Source organism: Actinacidiphila sp. bgisy145, assembly GCF_057708125.1.
This window is the reverse complement of record NZ_JBYIRL010000006.1, coordinates 1-20,189: the sequence shown is the minus strand read 5'-3', so window position 1 is coordinate 20,189 and position 20,189 is coordinate 1. Positions and strand designations below refer to the sequence as shown.

At 71.9% G+C, this 20,189-nt stretch carries 30 protein-coding genes and 1 tRNA gene; 8 read left to right on the top strand and 23 right to left on the bottom strand.

The window, feature by feature from the left end; all coding sequences use genetic code 11:
- Window positions 1-6 precede the first annotated feature (6 nt).
- From AC3ERT_RS07410 to AC3ERT_RS07330, 17 genes are all read right to left on the bottom strand, one after another.
- Complete coding sequence (locus AC3ERT_RS07410; RefSeq protein ID WP_435173270.1) at window positions 7-162, bottom strand: hypothetical protein; 156 nt, start codon at window positions 160-162, stop codon at window positions 7-9.
- A complete protein-coding gene (locus AC3ERT_RS07405) occupies window positions 162-893 on the bottom strand; it encodes a helix-turn-helix domain-containing protein (RefSeq protein WP_435173269.1) in 732 nt (243 codons plus the stop codon). Before AC3ERT_RS07405 ends, AC3ERT_RS07410 begins: the two co-directional genes overlap by 1 nt.
- A gap of 201 nt (window positions 894-1,094) precedes the next feature.
- Window positions 1,095-1,778 carry a hypothetical protein gene (locus tag AC3ERT_RS07400; RefSeq protein WP_435173268.1) on the bottom strand — a complete coding sequence of 228 codons (684 nt, stop codon included), beginning with the start codon at window positions 1,776-1,778 and terminating at the stop codon, window positions 1,095-1,097.
- Between the two features lie 26 nt (window positions 1,779-1,804).
- Window positions 1,805-1,981, bottom strand: coding sequence for a hypothetical protein (locus tag AC3ERT_RS07395; protein ID WP_435173267.1), 177 nt, complete (start codon window positions 1,979-1,981; stop codon window positions 1,805-1,807).
- Window positions 1,978-2,550: a hypothetical protein gene (locus AC3ERT_RS07390; RefSeq protein ID WP_435173266.1), complete on the bottom strand. Its 573-nt coding sequence runs from the start codon at window positions 2,548-2,550 to the stop codon at window positions 1,978-1,980. The genes AC3ERT_RS07395 and AC3ERT_RS07390 overlap by 4 nt, the downstream gene beginning before the upstream one ends.
- Before the next feature lie 45 nt (window positions 2,551-2,595).
- Window positions 2,596-3,072 carry a single-stranded DNA-binding protein gene (ssb, locus tag AC3ERT_RS07385; RefSeq protein ID WP_435173265.1) on the bottom strand — a complete coding sequence of 159 codons (477 nt, stop codon included), beginning with the start codon at window positions 3,070-3,072 and terminating at the stop codon, window positions 2,596-2,598.
- Between the two features lie 23 nt (window positions 3,073-3,095).
- Complete coding sequence (locus AC3ERT_RS07380; protein WP_435173264.1) at window positions 3,096-4,436, bottom strand: AAA family ATPase; 1,341 nt, start codon at window positions 4,434-4,436, stop codon at window positions 3,096-3,098.
- On the bottom strand, window positions 4,436-5,299 hold the full coding sequence (locus tag AC3ERT_RS07375) for a hypothetical protein (protein WP_435173263.1): 864 nt from the start codon (window positions 5,297-5,299) through the stop codon (window positions 4,436-4,438). Before AC3ERT_RS07375 ends, AC3ERT_RS07380 begins: the two co-directional genes overlap by 1 nt.
- A gap of 74 nt (window positions 5,300-5,373) precedes the next feature.
- Entirely contained in the window at window positions 5,374-5,580 is a 207-nt protein-coding gene (locus tag AC3ERT_RS07370) for a hypothetical protein (protein ID WP_435173261.1), read from the bottom strand.
- Window positions 5,581-5,609: 29 nt separating this feature from the next.
- Complete coding sequence (locus tag AC3ERT_RS07365) at window positions 5,610-6,095, bottom strand: Lsr2 family DNA-binding protein (RefSeq protein WP_435173260.1); 486 nt, start codon at window positions 6,093-6,095, stop codon at window positions 5,610-5,612.
- 185 nt (window positions 6,096-6,280) lie between these two features.
- The gene (locus AC3ERT_RS07360; protein ID WP_435173258.1) at window positions 6,281-7,750 is read right to left on the bottom strand and encodes a UvrD-helicase domain-containing protein; all 1,470 of its coding nucleotides are present in this window, start codon (window positions 7,748-7,750) and stop codon (window positions 6,281-6,283) included.
- A gap of 72 nt (window positions 7,751-7,822) precedes the next feature.
- On the bottom strand, window positions 7,823-9,064 hold the full coding sequence (locus AC3ERT_RS07355; protein ID WP_435173256.1) for an AAA family ATPase: 1,242 nt from the start codon (window positions 9,062-9,064) through the stop codon (window positions 7,823-7,825).
- Complete coding sequence (locus AC3ERT_RS07350; RefSeq protein ID WP_435173254.1) at window positions 9,061-9,291, bottom strand: hypothetical protein; 231 nt, start codon at window positions 9,289-9,291, stop codon at window positions 9,061-9,063. The genes AC3ERT_RS07355 and AC3ERT_RS07350 overlap by 4 nt, the downstream gene beginning before the upstream one ends.
- Window positions 9,292-9,394: 103 nt before the next feature.
- Window positions 9,395-9,793, bottom strand: a complete 399-nt coding sequence (locus AC3ERT_RS07345; RefSeq protein WP_435173252.1) for a hypothetical protein — start codon at window positions 9,791-9,793, stop codon at window positions 9,395-9,397.
- Window positions 9,794-9,884: 91 nt separating this feature from the next.
- Window positions 9,885-10,490, bottom strand: coding sequence for a hypothetical protein (locus tag AC3ERT_RS07340; protein WP_435173251.1), 606 nt, complete (start codon window positions 10,488-10,490; stop codon window positions 9,885-9,887).
- 85 nt (window positions 10,491-10,575) lie between these two features.
- On the bottom strand, window positions 10,576-10,845 hold the full coding sequence (locus tag AC3ERT_RS07335) for a hypothetical protein (protein WP_435173249.1): 270 nt from the start codon (window positions 10,843-10,845) through the stop codon (window positions 10,576-10,578).
- Window positions 10,842-11,054, bottom strand: coding sequence for a helix-turn-helix domain-containing protein (locus AC3ERT_RS07330; protein ID WP_435173247.1), 213 nt, complete (start codon window positions 11,052-11,054; stop codon window positions 10,842-10,844). Before AC3ERT_RS07330 ends, AC3ERT_RS07335 begins: the two co-directional genes overlap by 4 nt.
- A 213-nt stretch (window positions 11,055-11,267) precedes the next feature.
- Here AC3ERT_RS07330 and AC3ERT_RS07325 point away from each other — a divergent pair, with 213 nt between their 5' ends.
- The 4 genes from AC3ERT_RS07325 (at window position 11,268) to AC3ERT_RS07310 (ending at window position 13,543) form a co-directional block, all read left to right on the top strand.
- A complete protein-coding gene (locus AC3ERT_RS07325) occupies window positions 11,268-11,801 on the top strand; it encodes a helix-turn-helix domain-containing protein (RefSeq protein ID WP_435173245.1) in 534 nt (177 codons plus the stop codon).
- 127 nt (window positions 11,802-11,928) lie between these two features.
- Window positions 11,929-12,090: a hypothetical protein gene (locus AC3ERT_RS07320; protein ID WP_435173243.1), complete on the top strand. Its 162-nt coding sequence runs from the start codon at window positions 11,929-11,931 to the stop codon at window positions 12,088-12,090.
- Between the two features lie 90 nt (window positions 12,091-12,180).
- On the top strand, window positions 12,181-13,431 hold the full coding sequence (locus AC3ERT_RS07315; protein ID WP_435173241.1) for a hypothetical protein: 1,251 nt from the start codon (window positions 12,181-12,183) through the stop codon (window positions 13,429-13,431).
- A 34-nt stretch (window positions 13,432-13,465) separates the two neighbouring features.
- A tRNA-Val gene (locus tag AC3ERT_RS07310) sits at window positions 13,466-13,543 on the top strand.
- Window positions 13,544-13,601: 58 nt separating this feature from the next.
- On the opposite strand, the gene AC3ERT_RS07305 is transcribed toward AC3ERT_RS07310, so the two are convergent.
- The 4 genes from AC3ERT_RS07305 to AC3ERT_RS07290 all read right to left on the bottom strand — a co-directional run bounded on the left by AC3ERT_RS07305 (window position 13,602) and on the right by AC3ERT_RS07290 (window position 15,703).
- Window positions 13,602-13,937 carry a hypothetical protein gene (locus AC3ERT_RS07305; protein WP_435173239.1) on the bottom strand — a complete coding sequence of 112 codons (336 nt, stop codon included), beginning with the start codon at window positions 13,935-13,937 and terminating at the stop codon, window positions 13,602-13,604.
- Window positions 13,938-14,124: 187 nt separating this feature from the next.
- Entirely contained in the window at window positions 14,125-14,967 is an 843-nt protein-coding gene (locus AC3ERT_RS07300) for a helix-turn-helix domain-containing protein (RefSeq protein WP_435173237.1), read from the bottom strand.
- Complete coding sequence (locus AC3ERT_RS07295; RefSeq protein ID WP_435173235.1) at window positions 14,964-15,497, bottom strand: DUF6879 family protein; 534 nt, start codon at window positions 15,495-15,497, stop codon at window positions 14,964-14,966. Before AC3ERT_RS07295 ends, AC3ERT_RS07300 begins: the two co-directional genes overlap by 4 nt.
- Window positions 15,494-15,703, bottom strand: coding sequence for a hypothetical protein (locus tag AC3ERT_RS07290; protein ID WP_435173233.1), 210 nt, complete (start codon window positions 15,701-15,703; stop codon window positions 15,494-15,496). Before AC3ERT_RS07290 ends, AC3ERT_RS07295 begins: the two co-directional genes overlap by 4 nt.
- Before the next feature lie 312 nt (window positions 15,704-16,015).
- Here AC3ERT_RS07290 and AC3ERT_RS07285 point away from each other — a divergent pair, with 312 nt between their 5' ends.
- The gene (locus AC3ERT_RS07285; RefSeq protein ID WP_435126483.1) at window positions 16,016-16,354 is read left to right on the top strand and encodes a hypothetical protein; all 339 of its coding nucleotides are present in this window, start codon (window positions 16,016-16,018) and stop codon (window positions 16,352-16,354) included.
- Between the two features lie 105 nt (window positions 16,355-16,459).
- Here the strand turns inward: AC3ERT_RS07285 and AC3ERT_RS07280 are convergent, their stop codons facing one another.
- Window positions 16,460-17,107: an HAD family hydrolase gene (locus AC3ERT_RS07280; RefSeq protein WP_335981084.1), complete on the bottom strand. Its 648-nt coding sequence runs from the start codon at window positions 17,105-17,107 to the stop codon at window positions 16,460-16,462.
- Window positions 17,108-17,182: 75 nt separating this feature from the next.
- Complete coding sequence (locus tag AC3ERT_RS07275) at window positions 17,183-17,497, bottom strand: hypothetical protein (protein WP_335981085.1); 315 nt, start codon at window positions 17,495-17,497, stop codon at window positions 17,183-17,185.
- Between the two features lie 123 nt (window positions 17,498-17,620).
- Between AC3ERT_RS07275 and AC3ERT_RS07270 the strand changes: the two genes are divergently transcribed.
- The 3 genes from AC3ERT_RS07270 to AC3ERT_RS07260 all read left to right on the top strand — a co-directional run bounded on the left by AC3ERT_RS07270 (window position 17,621) and on the right by AC3ERT_RS07260 (window position 20,140).
- Window positions 17,621-18,166 (top strand): flavoprotein, encoded by a 546-nt coding sequence (locus AC3ERT_RS07270; RefSeq protein WP_335981086.1) that lies wholly within the window; start codon window positions 17,621-17,623, stop codon window positions 18,164-18,166.
- Between the two features lie 1,071 nt (window positions 18,167-19,237).
- Window positions 19,238-19,360 (top strand): hypothetical protein, encoded by a 123-nt coding sequence (locus tag AC3ERT_RS07265; protein ID WP_335981087.1) that lies wholly within the window; start codon window positions 19,238-19,240, stop codon window positions 19,358-19,360.
- A gap of 21 nt (window positions 19,361-19,381) precedes the next feature.
- Window positions 19,382-20,140, top strand: a complete 759-nt coding sequence (locus tag AC3ERT_RS07260; RefSeq protein ID WP_435126478.1) for a bestrophin-like domain — start codon at window positions 19,382-19,384, stop codon at window positions 20,138-20,140.
- The last annotated feature ends 49 nt before the right edge of the window (window positions 20,141-20,189 follow it).

Genomic DNA, 20,189 nt, shown 5'->3' with positions numbered 1-20,189 from the left:
GTGTCCTCAGCGGAGGAGTGCGGCGACGTAGGCGCCGGCGGTGACGAGGATGGCCGCCGTGGTGAGGGCGGGCGGCAGGGCTCGGCGGTCGACGCGCAGGAGGAGCAGCGCGGAGCCGAGCATCAGGAGCAGCAGGAGACCGAGCACGATGGCGGTGGCCATCAGCTCGCGGCGTTCACCACGGGCGGGAGCTGGGCGGGGTCGTACATGTTGCCCAGGCCCGGGTCCTTGAACGCGGGTGCGAGACGACCCCGTTGAACCCAGGTGCCGACGGTGCTCGGCTTGACGCCGTAGCGGGCTGCGACTTCGGCGGTGGTGAGGAATCCGCCGCTGGGTCCGTCCGGGCCGGGCTCCTTGTCCTGGTCGTCGTCCGGCTGCGGCTGCTCGTCCGGCTCGCTGTCCGTCTCAGTCGTCTCGGCGGTCTGCTCGCCCGGCTCGGGCGCGGTGACAGCCGGTGCGGGCACGGGTGTGGCGGCGAGGTGGAGGAGGTGGCCGAGGACGAGGGGCGGGACGCACGAGACGGTGATGACGAGTGCGATGGGCGGCCGCGGGCTGGCGGTGAGCCAGCCGGTCACGAACAGGTGGCTCACGGGTTGGGCGGCCGCGGCGGCGGTGAGGCTGATGGCGGCGCCGATGACGGCGCTGGCCTTGCCGGGTGCTCCGGCGGGGCGGGCTCCGGCGACGGCGGCGGCGATGCCGGCGTAGGCGGCGAGGACGGCGGCCATGCCCCAGGCGAGGCGGGAGGACCAGCCGGCGAGTTCGGCGAGGTGGTGTTCGCCGGGTGCGCACATGCCGAGGACGGCGAGGGCGACGGCGGGGCGGCCGGTGGCGGTGAAGGCTCGAACCCACAGGGGTGAGCTGGGCTGGGATGCGGCGGGGCGCGTGCGCCTCACGGACCGCAGGATACGATCACGGATAGCCACTGCTGAGACCTCGAATCTCGGTGGTGGTCAGGCCCCGGCTGGTGTTGGTAGCACCGGTTCGGGGCCGCTTTTTTGTTGTACTGGACTGTATATCACAGTAGTTGATGTTTCGTCATGCTTTGTTCGCATACTGAGCTGGGCGGGCTGGGTGAGATGCCCGCCCAGCTCAGGTCAGGCGGGTTGGTGCGCGCGCCGGGTCCAACCGCAGTCCTCGCAGCGGACCGCGGGCGGCTGACCGTCGCCGCCGGAGACGGTGAGCTGTCCGCGGCAGTGCGGGCAGGGCCAGCGGACGGCGGTGGTGCGTCTCGCCATCTCAAGGGATGTCTCGATGCGGTCAGCGGCCCGCCGGGCGGTCGTCTCGATTGCCGCGCGGTGCCGCGAGTTGAGCCGGAGGAACGGACCGGGCGCACCCGCGAGTCGGGCGGTGAGCCAGGCCGCGGCGAGGGGCGCCGTCCGTGCGCCGGGGTATCGCCAGCGGCGCGGGTCGGCGGCGTCTGCGGCCGCCAGCTGGTCGCGGCGGGCCCGGTCGGCAGCCAGCCAGTGCCGGGGCGCGCGGGACATGGCTGGCCGCTGCACCTCCGCCGCCACGATGTCGGCGGTGTGCACCAGGTGCTGCTCGACTTCGCGCATCGTGTCGAGCAGGTCGAGCCGGATGGGCGCCGGCACTTCGCCGAGCTGCGCGGGGTCGCGGTCGAGGTAGCGGTGCGCCGCCGCGTGCTCGCGCTCGTCCGCGTCCAGCAGGCGGGCGACGCCCATGGTGGGCGGCCACGTGGCCTGCTGCCGGGCGACCAGGGCGTCGGCGAGGTCGGGCCACAGCCGGATGACGGTGGCGAGGTGGGCGGCGGCGTCGGCCACGTGGTGCTCCTGTCGGGTGGTGCTGGTCAGTGGTTGCGGTAGTGGCCGACGTGCCAGTGGCGGCAGAACCGGCAGCGGTAGACGGTGAGTCGGGTGTCGCCAGCGGCGATCAGGCGGGCGCGATGCCGGAGGGCCGCGGCCCGGTCCTGGTGGGCGAGCTTGCCCAGGCAGGACCGGGCGCGGGTCCGGGTGCGGCGCCTCACGGCCGCGCGGCGTCCTCGGCGGCGTCGTGCGCGTACTCGGCGTCGCGGTCCATCTCGTGCAGCTCGTCCTCGGTGAACACGTCGGCGGTGGCCGCGTCGTCCGGTCCGGCGAGCGTGCGCAGGGACGCGAGGGCGGCCTCGTCCGCGTCCGTGAACCCGTCGCGCTCGGCCATGATGTCGGCGGCCTCGTCCAGCGCCCACGACAGGAACGTGCGCTCGGCCGCGGACAGCAGCGGCGCGGACTGGACGGCGGCGCGCACGGCGATCGCCTGGTGCTCCCAGTACCGGCGGACCTCGGGGTCCAGGTCGGCCCACGGGATGTGCACCTCGCTGCCGAACAGGTACCGGAGCTGCTGCGGCAGCCCGTCGCCGTCCGGCTGGTGGCCGGGGCAGGGCTCGCCGGTCGCGGTGGGCCGGCCGCACGTCGGCGTCGGGCCGGACTGGTCGCCGACGGGGTGCCACTCCTGCACGGTCACGTCGGCGGGCGCGGGCGGGACGTGGTTGCAGATGCCGGTCTCGTCGTGGTCGATGGCGGCGCCGCCGCTGCATGTGGTCTTCGGCTCGGGCATGGGTTCCTCCGGGTCAGGGTCGGTGCTGTGCGGGCGTGTGTGGATCTAGAACGGGGGCTCGGCCCCGGCGGCGGGGCCGGTGGCCCACGGGTCGTCAGCGGGCGCCTGGCGGGCCTGCTGGGGCCGCTGCTGGGCCCGCTGGCCCTGCGCCGGGGCGTTCTCGCGCGCCGACTTCGCGACCTGCGCGACCGCGTACGCCAGCGACGGGCCGATGCTGCGGATCAGCAGCGAGGGCATCTCGTGCTTCTGGCCGTCCTTCTCCCAGCGTTCGGTGCGCAGTTCGCCGGTGACGACGACCTCGGCGCCCTTCTGCAACGACTCGACGGTGTTCTCGGCGAGGTGTTCCCACGCCTGGCCGCGGACGAAGAACGTGTCCCCGTCTTCCCACTCGTTCGTCTGCCGATTGAGACGGCGGGAGTTGAAGGCAAGCCGGATGCTCGCGACGGCCTTCCCGGAGCTGGTGAAGCGCAGCTCCGGGTCGGCGACCAGGCGGGCGGTGCCGGTGATGGTGGGCAGGGGCATGAGGGTGTGTCCTCTCGGGTGGGTCAGCTGGTGGCGCCGGTCGCGGAGCGGCCGGTGAACTGGTCGGCGTCGATCGGGCGGTACTCCACCCACGGCCAGGGGTTGGTGCCGAGCCAGCCCTGGCGGATGAACTGCGGGAACTGGCGGTCGTCGCGCATGCCGCGCCACGGGACGAGGCGGCGCGCGCGGTCGTCCTCGGCGCTGCGCTCGTCCTCGACGGGGCGCAGGCCGAAGCCGAACTCGGGCCAGCGCATCCACAGCGACGAACCGGCGGGGCGGAGTGCGCGCGGGCCGAACCCGTTCGCGTGCGGGGCGTGCGCCTCCATGAGCAGCGCGCACCCGGCGGTGACGCGGGCCTCGGTCAGCGCGATGGTCACCTTGCGGGCGTGTTCCTCGCTCGCGGGGTCACCGGAGTGCAACTGGTAGACGGGCCCGATCACGAGCACGTCGGGCATGACGGTCTCGACCCGGCGCATCAGCCAGGCGCGGCCGTCGGCGCGGGTCAGGTCGATGCCCTCCGGTCGGCAGTCGATGTGCAGGGCGCCGCGCTTCACCGGCAGGTGCGCGGCAGCGGCACAGTTCATCAACGGCCGGTAGCGGCGCCGGTTCTGCTGCTCGCTGTTCTCGCAGTCGAGCACCAGAACGCGCGCGGGACCGACCGGGTTCGGGGTGTGCTGGAACGGGTGGATGCCGGCCGCGAGACACACCGCGAGCTGCCGCATCAGCACCGACTTGCCGCCGCCCTCGCCCCCGGTCAAGATCAGCCGGTCCATGCGCTCCAGCAGCCCGGGCACGATCCAGTCGGGCTCGTCGTCGCCCGCGTCGAGGAAGTCCCACATGTCGGTGACGGGCGTGTCCTGGGCGGCGCGGCCAGCGTCGCGCACCTCGCGGGCGAGCGTGACCGCGTTCTCGGCGAGGTCGTCCGGCTCGGCGGCCGGGTCAAAGGCGCGGCGGGCGATCTCCGTGCCGGCCTCGATCAGGGCCCGCCGCAGAGCGAGGGCCTTGATGCGCTCGGCGTACTGCGGGGCGCTGCTGGCCAGGGTGACCTGGGTCATGCAGGTGGTGAAGTACGGGGTGCCGCCGATCTTCTCCAGCTCGCCGACGCGCTGGAGTTCAGCGGCGAGGGTGATGGGGTCGATGGTGGCGGCGCGGTCGAGGATCGCGGCGGCGGCCTGGTGGATGGTGCCGTGTCCGAGGCGGTAGAAGTCGCCGGCGGCGAGCAGCTGGTGCACGCGGCGCTGGTCGCGCGGCGGGGTGAGGATGAGGGCGCCGAGGTACGCCTGTTCGGCATCGAGGTCGCGCGGCGCGGAGGTGCCGGCGTCGGCGGGGTCGGCGTCGTACGGCGCCTGGTAGTCGTCGGTCATCAGAAGATCCCTCGGTCTGCGTAGGTGGCGCCTTGGTCCTGGCGGGCAGCGCGGGAGGCGGCGGCCTGTTCGCGCTCGCGCTCGCCCATGGCCTTGAGGCGCAAGGTGTCGTATTGCTTGCGGAGCTTCGGCATGCTCCGGACGTTCGCTCGCCAGAACGCGTCCTGCTGGCACCAGTCGATGGCGCGCAGCACCTGGTCGACGGTGCGGCCGTCGCGGTCGAGCAGCAGCCGGGCCTCGCGCCGCCAGGTGTCGGTGATGGTCGGCCGCTTGCTGCCGTTGGCCTCGACCCGGTCGGCGAGGTGCTTGCACACGCGCTCGATGTCGTCGCGGGTCTCGCTCGGAGAGGACGTAGTCCTCTCTTTGGGGTTGGGGTTGGGAGCACCCGTTACGCCGCTGTTAGTAACGCCGTTACTCGAACCGTCACGTTTCGAGGCGTTCGGCGAGTTCTGGTGGCGCTCGCGAAAGGCGGCCTGACGTGCAGCGTTCTTGGTCCGGCTGGCGCCGATCTGGTCGGCTGACTTCTGGTAGTCGAGGTAGTCGTGGACCCGATATCCGGTCTCTTCCTCGATCCACAGGCCAGCCTTGACGAGTCGATCAGCGGCGAACTTGGCCACGCTGGCGGTGACGTCGTTGTTATGGGGGGCGTTAGTAACGCCGTTACGGTCGTCGGCGGCATGCACGGCCTCGGCTGCGTCCTCGAAGTCGAGGAGGCGTCGGGCGGCCCGGTGTGGGATCACGCCGTCGGTGAGGTTGCGGTTGCACCAGGCCAGGCCGGCGACCCACAACGCGATCCCGAGCGAGCCAGCGGCGTCGAACTTCGGGTGGTCGTAGAAGTCGTCCGAGATTCGGACCCAGGCCATGGTGCTCCAGTCGGTCGGTGGTTCGGGGGTTGGCGGCCGGGCCCGCGGCCGGTGGCATCCGCGGGCCCGGCGGTCTACGCGGCGGGCTCCGGCTCGATGCCGGTCAGCTCCGTGTAGAGCGCCCGGCAGGCGTCGCAGCCGCACGTCTCCATGCCGCTGTTGCCGCCCTCGGTGGCGAGCCGGTCGCCGGGCGGCACAACCCTTTCGATCTCCTTGCCGCTCAGCTCGAACGTGGGCCGCAGCACGGGGGTCTCGTCGTCGCGGTGCCGGATGTAGGCCATGGTCGGAAGTCCTTTCTCGGTTGGTGGGGTCAGCTGGCGGTGGCGAGCTGCTGGGGCTGCTGGGCGGCGTGGTAGGCGTCGACCACCTCGCGTTTCGGCCGGCCGACCCGGCCGACCTCGATGCCCTGCTCCCGCGCCCAGGCCCGGATCGCCGCGTAGTCCTCCGCCGGCGCCGTGGTGCCCTTCGTCTTCGGGGCGCCCTTCGCGGACGCCAGGTCGTGCTGCGCGTTCTCCAACTGCGCCTTGAGGCGGGCGACCCGGGCCTCTGCCTCGGCCACCTTGGTCTCACGCTCGGCGGCCTGGCGGAGGTCGGTGAGGGCCCCGCGGGCCTTGCCGGCGAGGGTCTGCATGCGACTGGACTGGTGCGCGGCGCCCCAGAGGATCAGCCCGTCCGGGTCGGTCGGGATACCGGCAGGCTCGGCGGCCGACGGCGTGGGCGGCTGCGGGGCGGCCTGCTCACGGGGTGGTGCCGGGGCGACCGGGGTCGAGTGCGGGGTGATGTCGGTGATGGACATGTGTGCCTTCCGGAGTGCTCGGCTTGATGGCGGGGTGACCCGGTCGTCGCAGGTGGCTGCGATCGGGCACCGGGCGCACAGGGAGCTGGCGGTGAGCTGCGCCTTGGTACGGCGTGCCCGGGAAGCGCGGGGGTCGAGCGCGGCGTCGTAGACGGCGCCCTGGCCCCGGCACGGGGTGATCTCGGTCATCCGGTCACCGCCGTGATGGTGTCGATCCAGGCGAGCGCGGAGCAGTCGAGCTGCTGGCGGGCGCGGGTGACGGCGACGTAGGCGAGGCGGGCTTCCTCGCGGCGGAGGATGATGTTGCCGGTCTGGGGGTCGGGCTTGGGCTCGCGGAAGTCGGTGTGGATGCGCACCTTCGGCCACTCGCGGCCCTTGGCCTTGTGGGCGGTGCTGACCACCAGTTCGGCGGCGTCCTCGCCCGCGAGGGCGTCGGCGGCCTTGATGATGTCGGCGGTGCCGTAGTCGTCGATGAGCTTGACGAGCACCTTCAGCGAGCCGTCTTCCTCCTCGGCGTACTCGCGCACGGCGGCCCAGGAGGGGAACGCGAGCAGGTCGGGGTGGTCGGTCGGGCGGCCGGCCTGGAGCGCTTCGGCGGCCCAGGCGAGGCGCTTCAGCTCCGCGCCGCCGCCGACCAGGGCGGTCTTCCGCCCGGCCGCCAGCGATTCCAGCACGATGCCGACGGCGCCGGCGTTGGTGCGGCACAGGATCGCGTCCGGCTCCTCGACCGGGCCGACGGTGGACTCGGCCGCGGGCCAGCCGGTCAGGCGCAACGGCGTCCCGACGTGGTATAGCCACCGGTTGGCCTCGTCGGCGATGGCCGGCCCGAACCGGAAGCTCTGGGACAGCTCGCGGACTTCGGCGCCCAGCTCGCGCTCGAACTGGGCGAGCGCGTCCTTGGCGCCGCGCCACTCGTAGATCTGCTGGGCGGAGTCGCCGACCGCGATGCGCTGCGCGTGCTCCTGGTCGAGCAACACCCTGGCCAACACGTCGTTGGTGTCCTGCGCCTCGTCCAGCAGCACCACGTCGGTTGCCAGCGTCGGCCGGCTGAGTGCCCAGATCTTGAGGTAGACGTCGTGGCTCATCTTGAGCACGCCGTCGTCGCCGCGGGTCAGGTCGGCCCAGGCGAGCCGGGCGACCGGCAGGGCGAGTTCGGCGATCTGGTCGCGGGTCTCGGGCAGGGTCAGGCCGTCGTAGCGCGGCACGTGGCGGCGGCTGATCTCGTCGTCTGCGCTGTGGCAGTACCGATCGACGGTGTCGAGCGCGATGCGCATCACGAGCTTGGACGTGAGGGCCTTGGTCTTGCCCTGGTCGGTGAGGACACGCTGAATGCCGCCCGTGATCCGCTCGATGCCGAGGGCCTTCGCCGCGTCGAGGGCGGTCTGGCGGGGGCGTTGGATGCGCGGCAGGTACTGCGGGTCGAACGCAAGGCCGTGGCCGGTCTTCGCGACCACGTTGGTCGGGAAGCTCTTCGCCGCGTCGGCCGCGATCGACCTGTTGTAGGCGATGTACGTCATCGTGCGGCGCCGGTCGCTGCCCGCGATCAGCCGCAGCGTGCTGGACTTGCCGCAGCCCGCCCCGGCCTGGAGGACCAGGTCGACGCCGTCGCCGTAGGTCTCGATCGCTTCGCGCTGCTCGGGAGTTGGGGTCACCATCGAGTGCACCTCCTTTCGGGGTGGTGCGGGCCCGGCGCCGGGGGAAGGCGGCGCCGGACCCGGAATCGGGGGTCAGGCGGCGCGTTGCCGCAGCTTGGTGACGGTGTCGGCGAACCGCTCGCGGCCGCCCTCGCCCTCGAACGCGCCCAGCACCTCGATCAGCTGGTGGCCGTCCGCGGACGCGAGTTCGTTCATCGAGCCGACCGGGCGGCCGAGCAGCAGGCCGACGACGTCCAGGCGCTCAGTCCGGTCCTCGGGGCCGCCGACGGCACGCAGCAGAGCGAAGATGCGCCGCATCTGCGGCGCGGACACCGCGCCGGAGGCGGCCGGACGCTCGCCCGGCGCCGGGGCCGCCAGCTCGTCCGCGTGCTCCTCCAGCGCCTGCCGGGCCGGGCTCGGCTGCTCCGTCGGCGCCGGGGCAGCGTTCGGCTTGAGCGCGACACCCACCGCCTTGATGGCGTCGCCCAGCGGCATGACCTCCCCCGTGGTCGGGTGCGCAGCCGGAAGACCGAGCTGCCCGCGGCGCTCCGCCCGGCCATAGATCTCCAGCGCGCCCTGGTACGTCAGGCCGTCCGCGCGCAACTCGGCGAGGATGGCCTCGACCGGATCGACGCCTTGGCCGAGCTGGTCGAGGATCACCTCGGCGAGGTCCGCGCCCGGGTGGTGAACCGTCATGCCCTCAAGCGGGGCGTACCGGGTCTTGGTGACCGTGCCGGTTCCCTCGACCATGTCCACGATCAGGCCGAGTTCGTACTCGGCGCCCTCGCGCTGCACGGCCTTGACCCCGAGCTTGGTGACCTTTTTGCCCTCGATGCTGTAGTCGCCCTTGGTGCGCATCGTGCAGAGGACGTGCCCGGGGTAGTTCAGCAGCGCTTCGAGCATGTCCTGCTCGATGGGGTTGCCCTTGCGCCAGCCGCCGAAGCTGCCGCCCGCGCCGGGGGCGTTGCCCGCTTCCTCCACGATCTGGAGCAGGCCGCCCTTGCCGTTCCAGAAGTGCGACCACGAGTCGATGATCAGGACCGGCAGGCGGGCGGCGGCCGCGGCCCGGGTCGCCTCGATGAGGTTGCGGGGGTCGTAGTTGTCGAGGGGCAGGTGCAGGAACTCGATGCCGCCGAGGTCGGGGCGTCCGGGCACGGGGGCGTAGGTGAGGGCCGAGCCGCGCTCGGTGTCGATGACGCCGAGCGGGCCGCCGTTGGCGAGCCGCTGACCGATCTTGAGGGCGGACATGGTCTTGCCGGAGCCGGCCGGGCCCTGGAGCCCGATGCGGGCGTAGGCGCGCTCCCTGGTGGCGGGCGCGAAAGTGAACGTGGTCATGCTGATTCCTTGTTGAGCAGCGGAGACGGGTTGTCGGGGGGTTCGGGCAGGCCACGGAGCGCGGCGGGAGTGTGGGCGGGGCAGCGGTGACCGGGGATGTACGGGCGGACGCCTTCTCGGGCCCAGCAGTACCGGCGGCGGGCGCCGATCCAGTGGGAGCACGAGCCGTCGGTGGGCCGGGTGGTGACCGGCGTGCGGCCGGGGGTGTCCCCGGCCGCACTGGTCATCGGCCGCTCCGGTCGCGCCGCTCGGCCCGATCCCGGCGCGCGTCGTCCGCGCCGGCCGCGACGAACAGCACCAGAACGACGACGCCGAGGCCGATCAGCCACATCACGGGCGCTCACCGCCCGTCTCCATCTGCTCGGCGAGCGCGGTGGCGGCGTCGAGCGCGGCCTGCGCCGACTCGTACTCCCACCGCCCGACCGGCCCGGTGACGGGCAGGGCCTGCCAGCGGTCGCCCACCCACGCCATGCGGTTCCCGCCCGACCGGCGCCCCGCGAGAATCGCCCACCGGCTGCCGGCCGCCAACTCCCGCACTCCCGCCCTGATCGGCCACGAGTAGTCGGGGCAGTGCCCCTCGGTCTCCTCGTAGACCTCGACCGTGCCCTGCTCGGCGGCGGCCTTCGTGGCGTACAGGCCGCGCAGGGGCCCCTCTTCCTCCCAGACGCACCAGACCGACAGCCCGGTGTGCGCGGGGGCGAGCAGTCCGGCGTGGTGAAGGGCGGTCACGATCGCATCCGCGGGACCGTACGCGACGTCCCTGCTCTCCAGGGCGGCGCGGGCCACGGCAGGGCCTCGGCGCGCTCCGGCGTCAACCCGGTCACCGCGCACCGCCCGCGTTGCAGCCGACCTGGCACACGAGCTTCTGCGCACCGGACGGCCACCGGGCACCGGACGGGTCCGGTGCCCACGGTCCGACCGGGTTGCCGCACCGGTGGCACTCGGGCATCTCGGGCTCGGAGTTGTTCCAGGCGGAGAGCAACGCGGACTCCAGCGGGTCCGGACGCTCGGTCAGCGGCACGACCACCGTCGGCGCGGCCAGCTGCTGCGCGGCGAGCTGCTGCTCCAGCTCGGCGACACGCGCCCGCAGCGTCTCCTCGGTGGACAGACCGGGCGCCGCGAGCGTGAAGTCCAGCTGCGCGCCCTGCCAGTGGGTCGTCGCCTTGTGCCACACCTGGCCTTCGCCAGCCGGGCCGTCCGGAACGAGCTTGCCGCCAAAGGTGGCCGTCACGCTGTCGAGGACCGACTGAGGGTCGGCCGCGTGGACGTGCTGGAGCAGGCGGATGAACGCGCCCAAGCTGTTGCTGTGCACCGTCCAATTCCCGTCGTGCGCCAAGGGCGCCAGCACCGGGTTGGCGAGCAGGGTGTCGATGAGGGAGTCGAACGCGGCGATGACCGCCGGGCGCTCGGTAGGCTGGTCGGACAAGGCGATACCTCTCTTTGATCTGCGGTGAGGTGGAGCCGAGGGGTCGGTCCGGATGGCAGTCCGGGACGGCCCCGATTTCGTGTGGTCAGGCGCTGAGCACGAGCGGCGCGACCTGCTCGGCGGCGGTGATGGCCGCGAGGTCGGCGAGCGTGAAGTAGATCCGACCGGTCGGCACACCGCCCTCGCGGTGGTGGCGGATCTGGTGCCTCTGCGCCAGCTTCTTGAGCGTGCTCGGCTTGTAGGTGGTCAGCCTCTGTGCGAACGCCTCCTCCGGCGTGAACCGGAGCAGGCTCTCGATCGTCGGCTGCTCGATGACGGCGGGGGCCGTCTTGGTGCGCGTGGCCTTGGCGGTCACAGCGTCTCCTCGGTCAGGGTGGCGATGGCGCCGACCGGCACCATCAGCCCGTCCGCCAGGCGCTGGATCGTCTCGTCGCTCGCGCCGGCCAACCCCCGCTCCAGGCGGGACAGGTGACTCGGGTGGCAGCGGGCCTGGCGAGCCAGGCCGCGGAGCGTCAGATTCTGCGCTTTGCGGATGGTGCGGATGGCGATGCCGTTCGGTCTCACCGTCAGAAACTAACGCTCGACTCGTGGAATATGCAAGTCGCACGATGGAATCTGGCGACATTTTCTAACGGTGACCACCGCTCGAAACGATCGCGGTTGCATGCCGGGGCGCACGGCATGCAACACCCGCGCCCCCCATGCGCCGCCAATCCGCAGGTCAAAGGCTGGAACCTGACTCGCCTGTTGCATGACGGTGGTGCATCATGGACAACCATGGACAGCGACTGGACGCGGGTGGGTGCGGCGGTACGGACCGCTCGCAACCGTCAGAACCTGACGCAGCGAGAGCTGGCGGCCGAGGTAGGCACCAGCGAGCCCACAATCCGCGCGATCGAGCGCGGCACCGAGTACGCCAAGATCACGCCAACCCTGCGCTCGATCGCGCGGTACTTCGGCTGGGCCGAGGGGTCGATCGAGGCGATCCGCGACGGCCGCGAGTCCGCCGGAGGCGATCTTTCGGGCGAGACGGGCGAGTCGTCCCGCGCAAGTCAACTCGCGCGGGACGGCTCGCGCGAGGCCCTTCCCGACGGCCTACCGGTGCGCGTGGTGCGGACTCTCGCCGAGGGCACCGCACTGGACACCCGCGTCGTACCGCTCACTCCAGATGCCGACATGGTCGTGCTCGTCATGGGCAAGGGTGGCGCCAGCCCGGAGGCGATCCGGGAGGCTCTGGAGGCGTGGGAGCGGCGCGAGGGCCACCTCGACCGCCTCGGCGACGTATCAGACGAACCGTCAGAAAATACGTGAATTATCTTTCTGGTCATCAGATGGCCAGAAACCTTCACACACTGCACACACCTGTGCCAGCATGACCGGACCGACGGGGGGCGCCCAGCTCGGGGTAAGGGGCCGCAGGATGGTCCGCGTTCTACGCGTGTCCAGCATGCCGTTCGGTGTGCTGGTGTGGGTGCGGCCGGTGCCAGGACGGATCGGCGACTATGTGATGTACGTGTCCGACGCCGCCGCCCAGGCCGGGATCGTCCCGCCCTGGAAGACGGATCTCGGCCACAAAGGGCCGCGCGAGGGCGGCGCCTGACCATGGGGGAGACCGGCGGCCCGGGGGGTATCTGGGCCGCCGTCCCCAACACCACACCCACACCCACACGCACCTCACGGAGGTGACCCGATGGCGTATGCCGAGAAGCGGGTCAGCACAGCCAAGGGCAGCAAGGGCAAAGTCACCTGGCGAGCCCGATACCTGAAACCAGACGGAACCTGGGGGAGCGAGCCGGGATTCCCCACCAAGAGGACCGCCGAGGACTGGGGGGACGCCCAGGAAGCGGCGATCCGCGAAGGCCGCTGGATCGACCCGGCGTTGAGCCGCGGCCCGTTCGGCGAGTGGGCCCGGAAGTACATGGCCGACCGACAGCCGCGCGGCCGCACGCGGAACACCATGTGGGAGAAGTTGGAGACCCACATCTTGCCCCGCTGGGAGTACGTGCCGCTGCAGGGGATCACCTGGTACGACGCAGAGTCCTGGGCCAACGGCTTGTCCTGCGACGACAGCACGGCGACGAAGTGCTTGACGATCATGTCGCAGATCCTCACCGGCGCGGTCGACGCGAAGCGGCTGCTCGTCAACCCGCTCGCGAACCGACGCCGATCGAGGCCGGCTTCGGTGAAGGCATCGGTGCGGGCGAAGGCTGACACGGACCTCTGGATTCCACCCAAGGAGCTGCTGCTGTGTGCTCGGCGAGCCGGGCCGCTCGACGGGACGCACATCTTGACCACGGGGTTCGCCGGACCGCGCTGGGGGGAAGGTCTGGCCCTGCGGCCGGAGTCGCTCGGCATACGTCAAGAAGGGGACTTCTCGTGTCCCACGCTGGCCATCGTAGATGAGGTTGCCGAGTACACCGTGCGTAACCCCGATGGGACGAAGGCCGGTCAGTTCCTCGGAATCGAGCCGCTGAAGACGGCGGAGTCCAAGAGGGACGCGGACCTGCCGCCCTTTCTCCACGAACTTCTCGTTGACCAGGTCGAGCGGGTCGAAGCGGCGGGGTTCCAGTGGCTGTTCTGTACGCGGACTGGCGGCCATTGGCGCCGGGCGAACTTCGGGCGGCAGGTGATGCGGCCCGTCGCGGACGGCCGGACGGCGCTCCCCGCGACCAAGGGGCACGCCCCGCGGGCGGCATGGGAGCCCATCAAGCCAGGTGCGACGATGCGAGGGGCGCGGCACACCCACGACTCGCTGCAGGAGCAGATCGGCGTGAAGCCGGCCTTGGCCTACGAGCAGGCTGGCCACAAGCGCCCGGGTATCAAGTCGGTGTATCAGCACCCCACGCCGGCCATGCGGCAGGCTAGGCTGGACGGGCTTCAGGAGGTCTTCGAGCGCACGATGTGGGCACTCGGATGGTCGAGGATCTGGGATGAGAGTTGATCTCCCAGATATCTCCCAAATGATCTTCGTTGATGGGTGCTTCGCAGGTCACAGGAGAATGAGCGCCGCCCTTACAAGGCGGATGTCGGCGGTTCGAAACCGTCCACGCCCACCCCCGTCGCGAGCGCAGGTCGAAGCCCCTCCCGTTGGACCGGGAGGGGCTTTCCTGATCACGCGGCGGTGCGTGCCGGGACCGCGTCCCGCCCGCGCGGCTTCCTGGTGGACGGGGCGGCGGGTGCCGCCTCGATCGCGGCGCGCAGTTCCTCGGTGAGGGCGAGGGTCGCGCCGGCGCGGTGGTAGAGCGTGGAGACCAGCACGTGCAGGCTGCGCTTGCCCTCCCCGTCGAGCGGGCCGTCCAGCGCGCCGCGGATCTCGCCGAGCGTGACGGTCAGGGGCCGTTCCGCGATCACGTCGCAAGTCGCCTCCAACGACCCCACCCGCGGGGCGCTCAACTCCTCGTCAAGCAGCCGCCCGACAGCGGACCGCCGCACCGTGCACCCCTGCATGCCGCGCCCCTCACGTACGTAGCCCCACCCCGCGCCGCCGCTCGCACGGCGCGGGGCCTCTCCCCGCCCGCCCCACCACGTCGGCGCAGTGAAACGGGCGCAGTTCGACGCTACGGCGGCGTGTTTCTCGCTGACGTCCGTGTTTCTCAGTGTTTCGAAACGACGGGCGGGTGATTCCCGTTGTTCCTCACGGGATGTCGAGAGCGCTCCGCGCGCGGCTGATCAGGCGGTGCGCGACTCGCTCACTGACGGCCGAGGCGTCGAGGGCATCCCACACTTTCCGGTACAAGGCGACGTCCTCAGGCGAGTCGAGCCACATCTCCGCGTGCCACGTCTCAGCGACGACGAGCCGGTCGTCGTGAATCCAGAAGTCGTCGCCGGCGGCGATCTGCACGTCGGCGGTCAAGGGGATGATGCCGAGACGCACCGACGACAGGCCGTTGATGGACATCAGCCGGTCCAACTGGTCGGCGAGGACCGCAGGCGGGCAGATCCGGACGTGCAGGGCCGACTCCCATATCAACACCCGGTAGGTCTTGCCCGCCGCGTACAGGCCCTCCTGGCGGCGTATCCGCGACGACACCCCGGCCTCTATGTCCCGGGTCACTCCGTGCAGGTTGGCGTACCGGGTCAGCACGCAGCGGGCGTACTCGGGAGTCTGGAAGATCCCCGGCATGACCGATGCCGTGAAGCCCCGGAACACGCGTGTTCTCTCGTGCTGCGCGCCGAGTGCGTCCTGTACCGCGCGGTGGCCGCCGGCCAGTGCGCGGCGCCATGAACGGTAGGTGGATTCGAGGCCGGCGAGGCGGCCTTTCAGTTCGGCCGCGGACTCCGGCTTGCCGACTCCGGCGGCCCACGCTTCAAGGTCGGCCGGGGTGGCGGTCTGCTTGCCGGTCTCCAGCTTGCTGACCTTCGACGGGGCCCAGCCACATGCTCCGGCGAGTTGCCGTACGGTGAGGCGGCCCTCGGTGCGCAGCTCGCGGAGCCGCACGCCGAGGGCCTGTCGGGCCTGCTGGAAGTCGGTGCTCACATGGGGGACGGTACCCGCGCCCTGAACGTCTCGTACCTGCTCGCATAGTGCCAGGCCGCGTCGCGGATCTGGCAGGCTCGCAGGACGTGGTCGGGGTCGGTGGTCAGTTCCAGTCGCCGCCCGGAGTCGGTCCAGTTGAAGCGGGCCAGGGTGCGGGAGTCGAAGAGCCAGAAGTCGTCAGCGGGCAGTCCGATCCGTAGGGCCTCGCGGCGGAACAGGTACCGGATGTCTTCGCCGGAGTGGAGGTTGTCCGGTGTGGTGGCCAGGAGGTACCGCTGGTTGGCGGTGGGCGGCTCGTCGACCAGGCGGACGCGTTCGATGCGCTTGCCGGCTGCGGTCTGCTCGCGGGCGTTGGCGAACCACGGGCTGCCGTTGTCGCGAGGCGGTGCGATGCCTTGGAGGAAGCGCTGATACTCCTCGGTCTGCTGGTCGGCCGCGTACTCCCGTTGGGCTTCCAAGCGCCAGGCCGTGTGCTCGAAGCCGTCTCGGAAGTAGTCCAGGATGCCGGCGGCTGGTACTGCGCCGGTCACGACTTCGGGGCGAAGTTCACCAGCAGGGCGCGGTCTACGACGACCAGCGACTCGCCTTCCAACGGGTTGACCATCTGCGCGAGGGTGTCGGGGTCGGTGACGGTGTAGCCCTGCACCAGGATGTCGCCGGTCTCGGTGTCCTCGTACAGCGTGGGGCACTCGCCGGTCTTGCTGTTGGTGCCGAGCATGCGCAACTTGCGGGCCATGTCGCCTCCCTTGTAGGTCCGGCGATCGCCGGCGCATGCACGGTAGCCCGGTGATCAAGAAACACGACAGAGTGCCTTGGGCGAACGCACGAAAGCCCTGCCAGGAAGGGGCCGAGTGGGGGCAAGGACAGTAGCGGCCGGGTGTGATGGCAGCGCCCCGCCAGGAGGGGAGGCTCGGCGGGGCACCGGCGGGTGTCCCGAACGCCGGCCCTGGGACCGCTGACCCGCGTCACAGCTCGGCCACATCCCAGCGCCCGACATCCTCGCGGCGCCACACTCCCTCTGACCACACGAGGGGGAACCATGCACCGCATGCACCGCACCACTGCAACCGCCGTGTTCGGGCTGCTCGCCGCTGCCGGGCTTCTGCTCGCCGGCTGCTCGTCCAGCAGCAGCCACGGGCACCGCGTTGTCACATACAGCGGGAAGTACACCCCGCTCAGCGTCATTACGTCCGAGCCGCCGATCCCGTCGGACTCGAAACTGGCCAAGGGCCGCACTGCCGCGTGCTGGAAGGCGATCCGCGACCAGTACACGCCCGGGACGGTGCAACTCACCGGGGCACCGACGACGCCGCCGGAATGCGCGGGCCTCACCGCAGACGAGGTATCCGCCGTCGCATCCGACGTGCTCGCCCACCAACTCGGCTGACACGACCGCCCCGTCACCGTGCCGGCCGTGCTGGTGACGGGGCGGCCGCACGTCTCAGGTTTGCCGGGGCGGGCCGAGCCCGAGGGATGCGGAACCGAGCCGGTTTCAGCGGCGGTTCGTGAGCTTGTTGACGAGGTCGGTGAGGGAGTCGACGCGGAGGTCGGCGGTGAGGGCGACGTCGGGGTCGTCGGCCCAGAGGTGGCCCCAGGGGCCGCGGCGGAGGTGGGCGGTGGACAGGCCGGCGGCGGCTGCGGGGAAGGTGTCGTTGTGGGGGTGGTCGCCGACGTAGAGGACGTCGTGGGGTTCGCATCCCGCGAGGCCGACGATCTGGGCGAAGAAGGCGGGGTCGGGTTTGGCGAGGCCCCACTCCCCGGAGGTGGCGACGAGGTCGGCGGGCAGGTCGAGGGCGCGGAGCAACTCCGCGGCGCGGGCGCTTTGGTTGCCGGCGACGATGACGCGGTAGCCGGCGGCGCGCAGGGCGCCGAGGGCGGGCCGCGCGTCGGGGTAGAGGTCGGTCTCGTCGAAGTGCTCGCCGCGGCCGGATGCCTCCATCGCGGCCTGCGCCGCGGCGACGTCCAGCCCGGGCCGGAGCAGCCGCAGCGCGTCGTTGCAGTCCTGGCCGCGCGAGACGACCGCTCCCACCAGGGCCGACACCGTGTGCCGGGGCACCCCGAGCCAGTCGGACCACATCCCCCACACACGCGTGTCGGACGTTAGCGTCTCGCCGATGTCGACGGCCACGGTGTGGATCATGCGCTCCAGCGTATCCACCGGGCCGCCCGCCGGCGGGACGACGCGACCGCCTCCCCGGGTTCGACCGGGTCGGCGTCAGGGCGCGGAACTCCAGGCGTTGAAGGCGATCGCCCACGCGGTGGCGGCCTGCGCCTTGCCGGGCTTGACGCTGACGGTGGTGGTGCTGCCGTCCGCCGCCGCGAGCACCATCGTCAGCCGGCCCGTCTTCTTGCGGGCCGCGAGGGCGAGGGGGCCGAGAGCGACGATCCGGGTGGCGGTGATCCGCTTGCCGGTGCCGTCGACGGTCTGGACGACCGTGCCCTTCGCAGGAGCCGACCAGGCACCCGCGCTGATCGTGGCGTTGTCCACCCGGATCGGGACCCCGCCCGGAACTGCCGGAGGTTTGCTCATGTGGGCAGTGTCACGCCGGCCCGGCCGGGGGAGCACCGCGGGCGGCAGCCTTTGGGACGGAAGCGTTACGGGGGAGGCGGGGGCGGGTTGCGGTGGGACGGGTGGGGCTGTTGGGTGGTGGTCATGATCGCTCGAACGCTCTATTTGCTGGCCTCCGCCGCGCCCCCGGTCTTCGACGTGGCGCGGGTGGTGGAGTCCGCGCAGCGGGCCGGGTGGGACGTCTGCCTAGGGCTGACCCCGACCGCGGCACGGTGGTTGGCGGAGTCGCTGGAGGGGCTGGCGGTGCTGACCGGCCACCCGGTGCGCTGGGAGTACAAGTTGCCCGGGCAGCCTGACGTCTGGCCGCCGGCCGACATGGTCGTGGTGGCGCCGGCGACGTTCACGACGGTCAACGCGTGGGCGGCGGGTATTTCGGACAAGTTCGTGGTCGGGGTGGCCGCGGAGGCGATCGGCAAGGGCATTCCGCTGCTCACGATGCCCTGCCTGAACTCGGCGTATGCCCAGCACCCGGCGTTCGAACGGTCGATCGGGGAGCTGCGGCAGGCCGGCGTGCGGGTGCTCTACGGTCCGGGCGGCTACGAACCGGGCCCGCCGGAGGGCGACGAACCGGTCGCGTACCCCTGGGACCTGCTGCTGGAGGCGCTGGGGGAGGCCGGCGCGCAGCGGTAGCGGACGCCCTCAACCGCGCCTGGCGAAAAGGGCGTTGCACATCACACAGGCAGGTTTACGGGTGATGTGAACCTTTCGGGTGAACGGGTGGCCTTCGCGCGGGCGGGTCCCGGCGGCGCCGCGAAGCATTGGGGGGTGAGAACTTCAAGGGGGAGGCTCGCCCGACTGTGGGCGGCGCTCGCCGTGGTGGTGGCAGCGGGTTCGTGGGGGCTGGGCGGCGTCGCCGCGGCGACCCCCGGACCCGGCTGCGCCGACGGCATACGCGCGGCCCGCACGTGTACGACCTCCCGTCCACCAGCCCGCCCGGGCACCGAACACGTCACCGACGGCCCCCCGGGCCCGGCCCGTTCGCCTGAACCCTCCCCGTCCCCGACCGTTACCCGCACCCCGTCCCCGGCGCCTACGGCCACGCCGACCCGTACGGCGGCCCTGGCCCGTACGGCGGCCCCGGCCCGTACCGCCGCGCCGGCTCGTACAGCGGCCCCGGCGCCTACGGCCACGCCGACCCGTACCGCCGCGCCCGCTCGTACGGCGGCCCCGACCCGTACGGTCGCACCGAAACCGCACCCGACGCGGCACCCCGCGCCGACGCCCTCGCCCACACCCACACCCACGCGAGCCCCCGACCCGCACACCGGGCCGCTCAAGTGCGTCCCCTGGCCCTGGCCTTGGCCTTGGCCTTGGCCGTGGAACCGGCACGACGGCTGGTCCGGCTCATGGCCCTTCCCCCCGAGCTGGCCGTGGCCATGGTGCCACCCGCAGCCGCCGCCCTCGGCGCCCCCCACACCGCCGCCCACCCAGTCACCCACGCCGACCCCGACCCCGACGAAGACGGCCACCCCGACCCCGACCCCGACTCCAACTCCAACACCCACGCGCACCAAGGCCGTTGCCCCGGCACAACCGCCACCTGCCCCCACCCCGTCCAGCACCCCCGCCCCGACACCCACCCGCACCCCGCCAGTGACACCGTCGGCCACCCCGACCCCGAAACCCACTCCCACCCCCGGCCCGACCCGTGCCGCCGCCCCGCCGCAACCGGCCGCCTGGCCCACGCCTGCGCCGAAAGCCGTGCACACACCGGCCCGGCACACCCGCACCGTGATGGAGACGATGCTGCTCACCACCGTTCCCGCCCTGCTCGCCGTGGCCGTCCTGCGCCCCGGCTCCCGCACCTACCGCCGTAACCACTAGCCGAAGAGGGGGAGTTCATCCATGTCACAGTGGTTGGCGCTGGTCATCGCGATGGTCGCGGTGTGCGCTGTGGTGATCAGTGTCGTGGTGCTCCGGCAGCGCCGGATCACCGCGGACGACGACCCGTCCGAGACCCCGGACGTCATCGAGTACATGGTCATGATGATCGGCGTGGTCTACGCGATCGTGCTCGGTCTGGCCATCGCGGGCGTGTGGGAGAGCCGCGGCAGTGCTCAGGCGGAGGCGCTCGCCGAGGCGCAGGCCCTGCACGAGATCAAGGCGCGGGTGCAGGTCTACCCGGCCGGCGTACGCGACCAGGTGCGCGCGGACGTCGACACGTACGCGGCTTTCGTGGCCGACAAGGAGTGGCCCTACATGCGCCACCACGAGGAACTGTCGCCCAAGGCCACGCAGTTGCTCGACAAGGTGCGCAGCGACGTCACGAGCTACGACCCCAAGGACGACCTCGGCCAGCAGGCGTACCAGCCGCTGCTCGACCAGGTCACCGCGGCGGACCAGGCGCGGACGGCCCGCGGACAGGACCTCGGGTCCTCGATGCCGGGCATGGTGTGGTTCGGCCTGATCACCGGGGCTCTGGTGACCGTCGGGCTGATCTTCACCCTCCAGATCCGGCGCTCCGGGCGGGAGTTGCTGCTCGCCGGGCTCTTCAGTGCGCTGATCGCCTTCCTGCTCTTCCTGATCTGGGACCTGGAGGCGCCGTTCGGGGACGGCATGGCGGTCAGCGCGAACGTCTTCCGGGAGATCGTGCTCCGCACGTGACGACGTGACGACGTGACATTGCGCGCCCGGACGCCACGCCTGACGCGCA

Coding starts and splice junctions, on each gene's coding strand:
- AC3ERT_RS07390 (WP_435173266.1), bottom strand. CDS start 2,550: ATGCCCGAGCCGAAGACCACATGCAGCGGCGGCGCCGCCATCGACCAC.
- AC3ERT_RS07315 (WP_435173241.1), top strand. CDS start 12,181: ATGGCGTATGCCGAGAAGCGGGTCAGCACAGCCAAGGGCAGCAAGGGC.
- AC3ERT_RS07375 (WP_435173263.1), bottom strand. CDS start 5,299: ATGGCCTGGGTCCGAATCTCGGACGACTTCTACGACCACCCGAAGTTC.
- AC3ERT_RS07325 (WP_435173245.1), top strand. CDS start 11,268: ATGGACAGCGACTGGACGCGGGTGGGTGCGGCGGTACGGACCGCTCGC.
- AC3ERT_RS07360 (WP_435173258.1), bottom strand. CDS start 7,750: ATGGTGACCCCAACTCCCGAGCAGCGCGAAGCGATCGAGACCTACGGC.
- AC3ERT_RS07275 (WP_335981085.1), bottom strand. CDS start 17,497: ATGAGCAAACCTCCGGCAGTTCCGGGCGGGGTCCCGATCCGGGTGGAC.
- AC3ERT_RS07270 (WP_335981086.1), top strand. CDS start 17,621: ATGATCGCTCGAACGCTCTATTTGCTGGCCTCCGCCGCGCCCCCGGTC.
- AC3ERT_RS07365 (WP_435173260.1), bottom strand. CDS start 6,095: ATGTCCATCACCGACATCACCCCGCACTCGACCCCGGTCGCCCCGGCA.
- AC3ERT_RS07380 (WP_435173264.1), bottom strand. CDS start 4,436: ATGACCGACGACTACCAGGCGCCGTACGACGCCGACCCCGCCGACGCC.
- AC3ERT_RS07290 (WP_435173233.1), bottom strand. CDS start 15,703: ATGGCCCGCAAGTTGCGCATGCTCGGCACCAACAGCAAGACCGGCGAG.
- AC3ERT_RS07305 (WP_435173239.1), bottom strand. CDS start 13,937: ATGCAGGGGTGCACGGTGCGGCGGTCCGCTGTCGGGCGGCTGCTTGAC.
- AC3ERT_RS07350 (WP_435173254.1), bottom strand. CDS start 9,291: ATGACCAGTGCGGCCGGGGACACCCCCGGCCGCACGCCGGTCACCACC.
- AC3ERT_RS07355 (WP_435173256.1), bottom strand. CDS start 9,064: ATGACCACGTTCACTTTCGCGCCCGCCACCAGGGAGCGCGCCTACGCC.
- AC3ERT_RS07370 (WP_435173261.1), bottom strand. CDS start 5,580: ATGGCCTACATCCGGCACCGCGACGACGAGACCCCCGTGCTGCGGCCC.
- ssb (WP_435173265.1), bottom strand. CDS start 3,072: ATGCCCCTGCCCACCATCACCGGCACCGCCCGCCTGGTCGCCGACCCG.
- AC3ERT_RS07280 (WP_335981084.1), bottom strand. CDS start 17,107: ATGATCCACACCGTGGCCGTCGACATCGGCGAGACGCTAACGTCCGAC.
- AC3ERT_RS07285 (WP_435126483.1), top strand. CDS start 16,016: ATGCACCGCACCACTGCAACCGCCGTGTTCGGGCTGCTCGCCGCTGCC.
- AC3ERT_RS07260 (WP_435126478.1), top strand. CDS start 19,382: ATGTCACAGTGGTTGGCGCTGGTCATCGCGATGGTCGCGGTGTGCGCT.
- AC3ERT_RS07410 (WP_435173270.1), bottom strand. CDS start 162: ATGGCCACCGCCATCGTGCTCGGTCTCCTGCTGCTCCTGATGCTCGGC.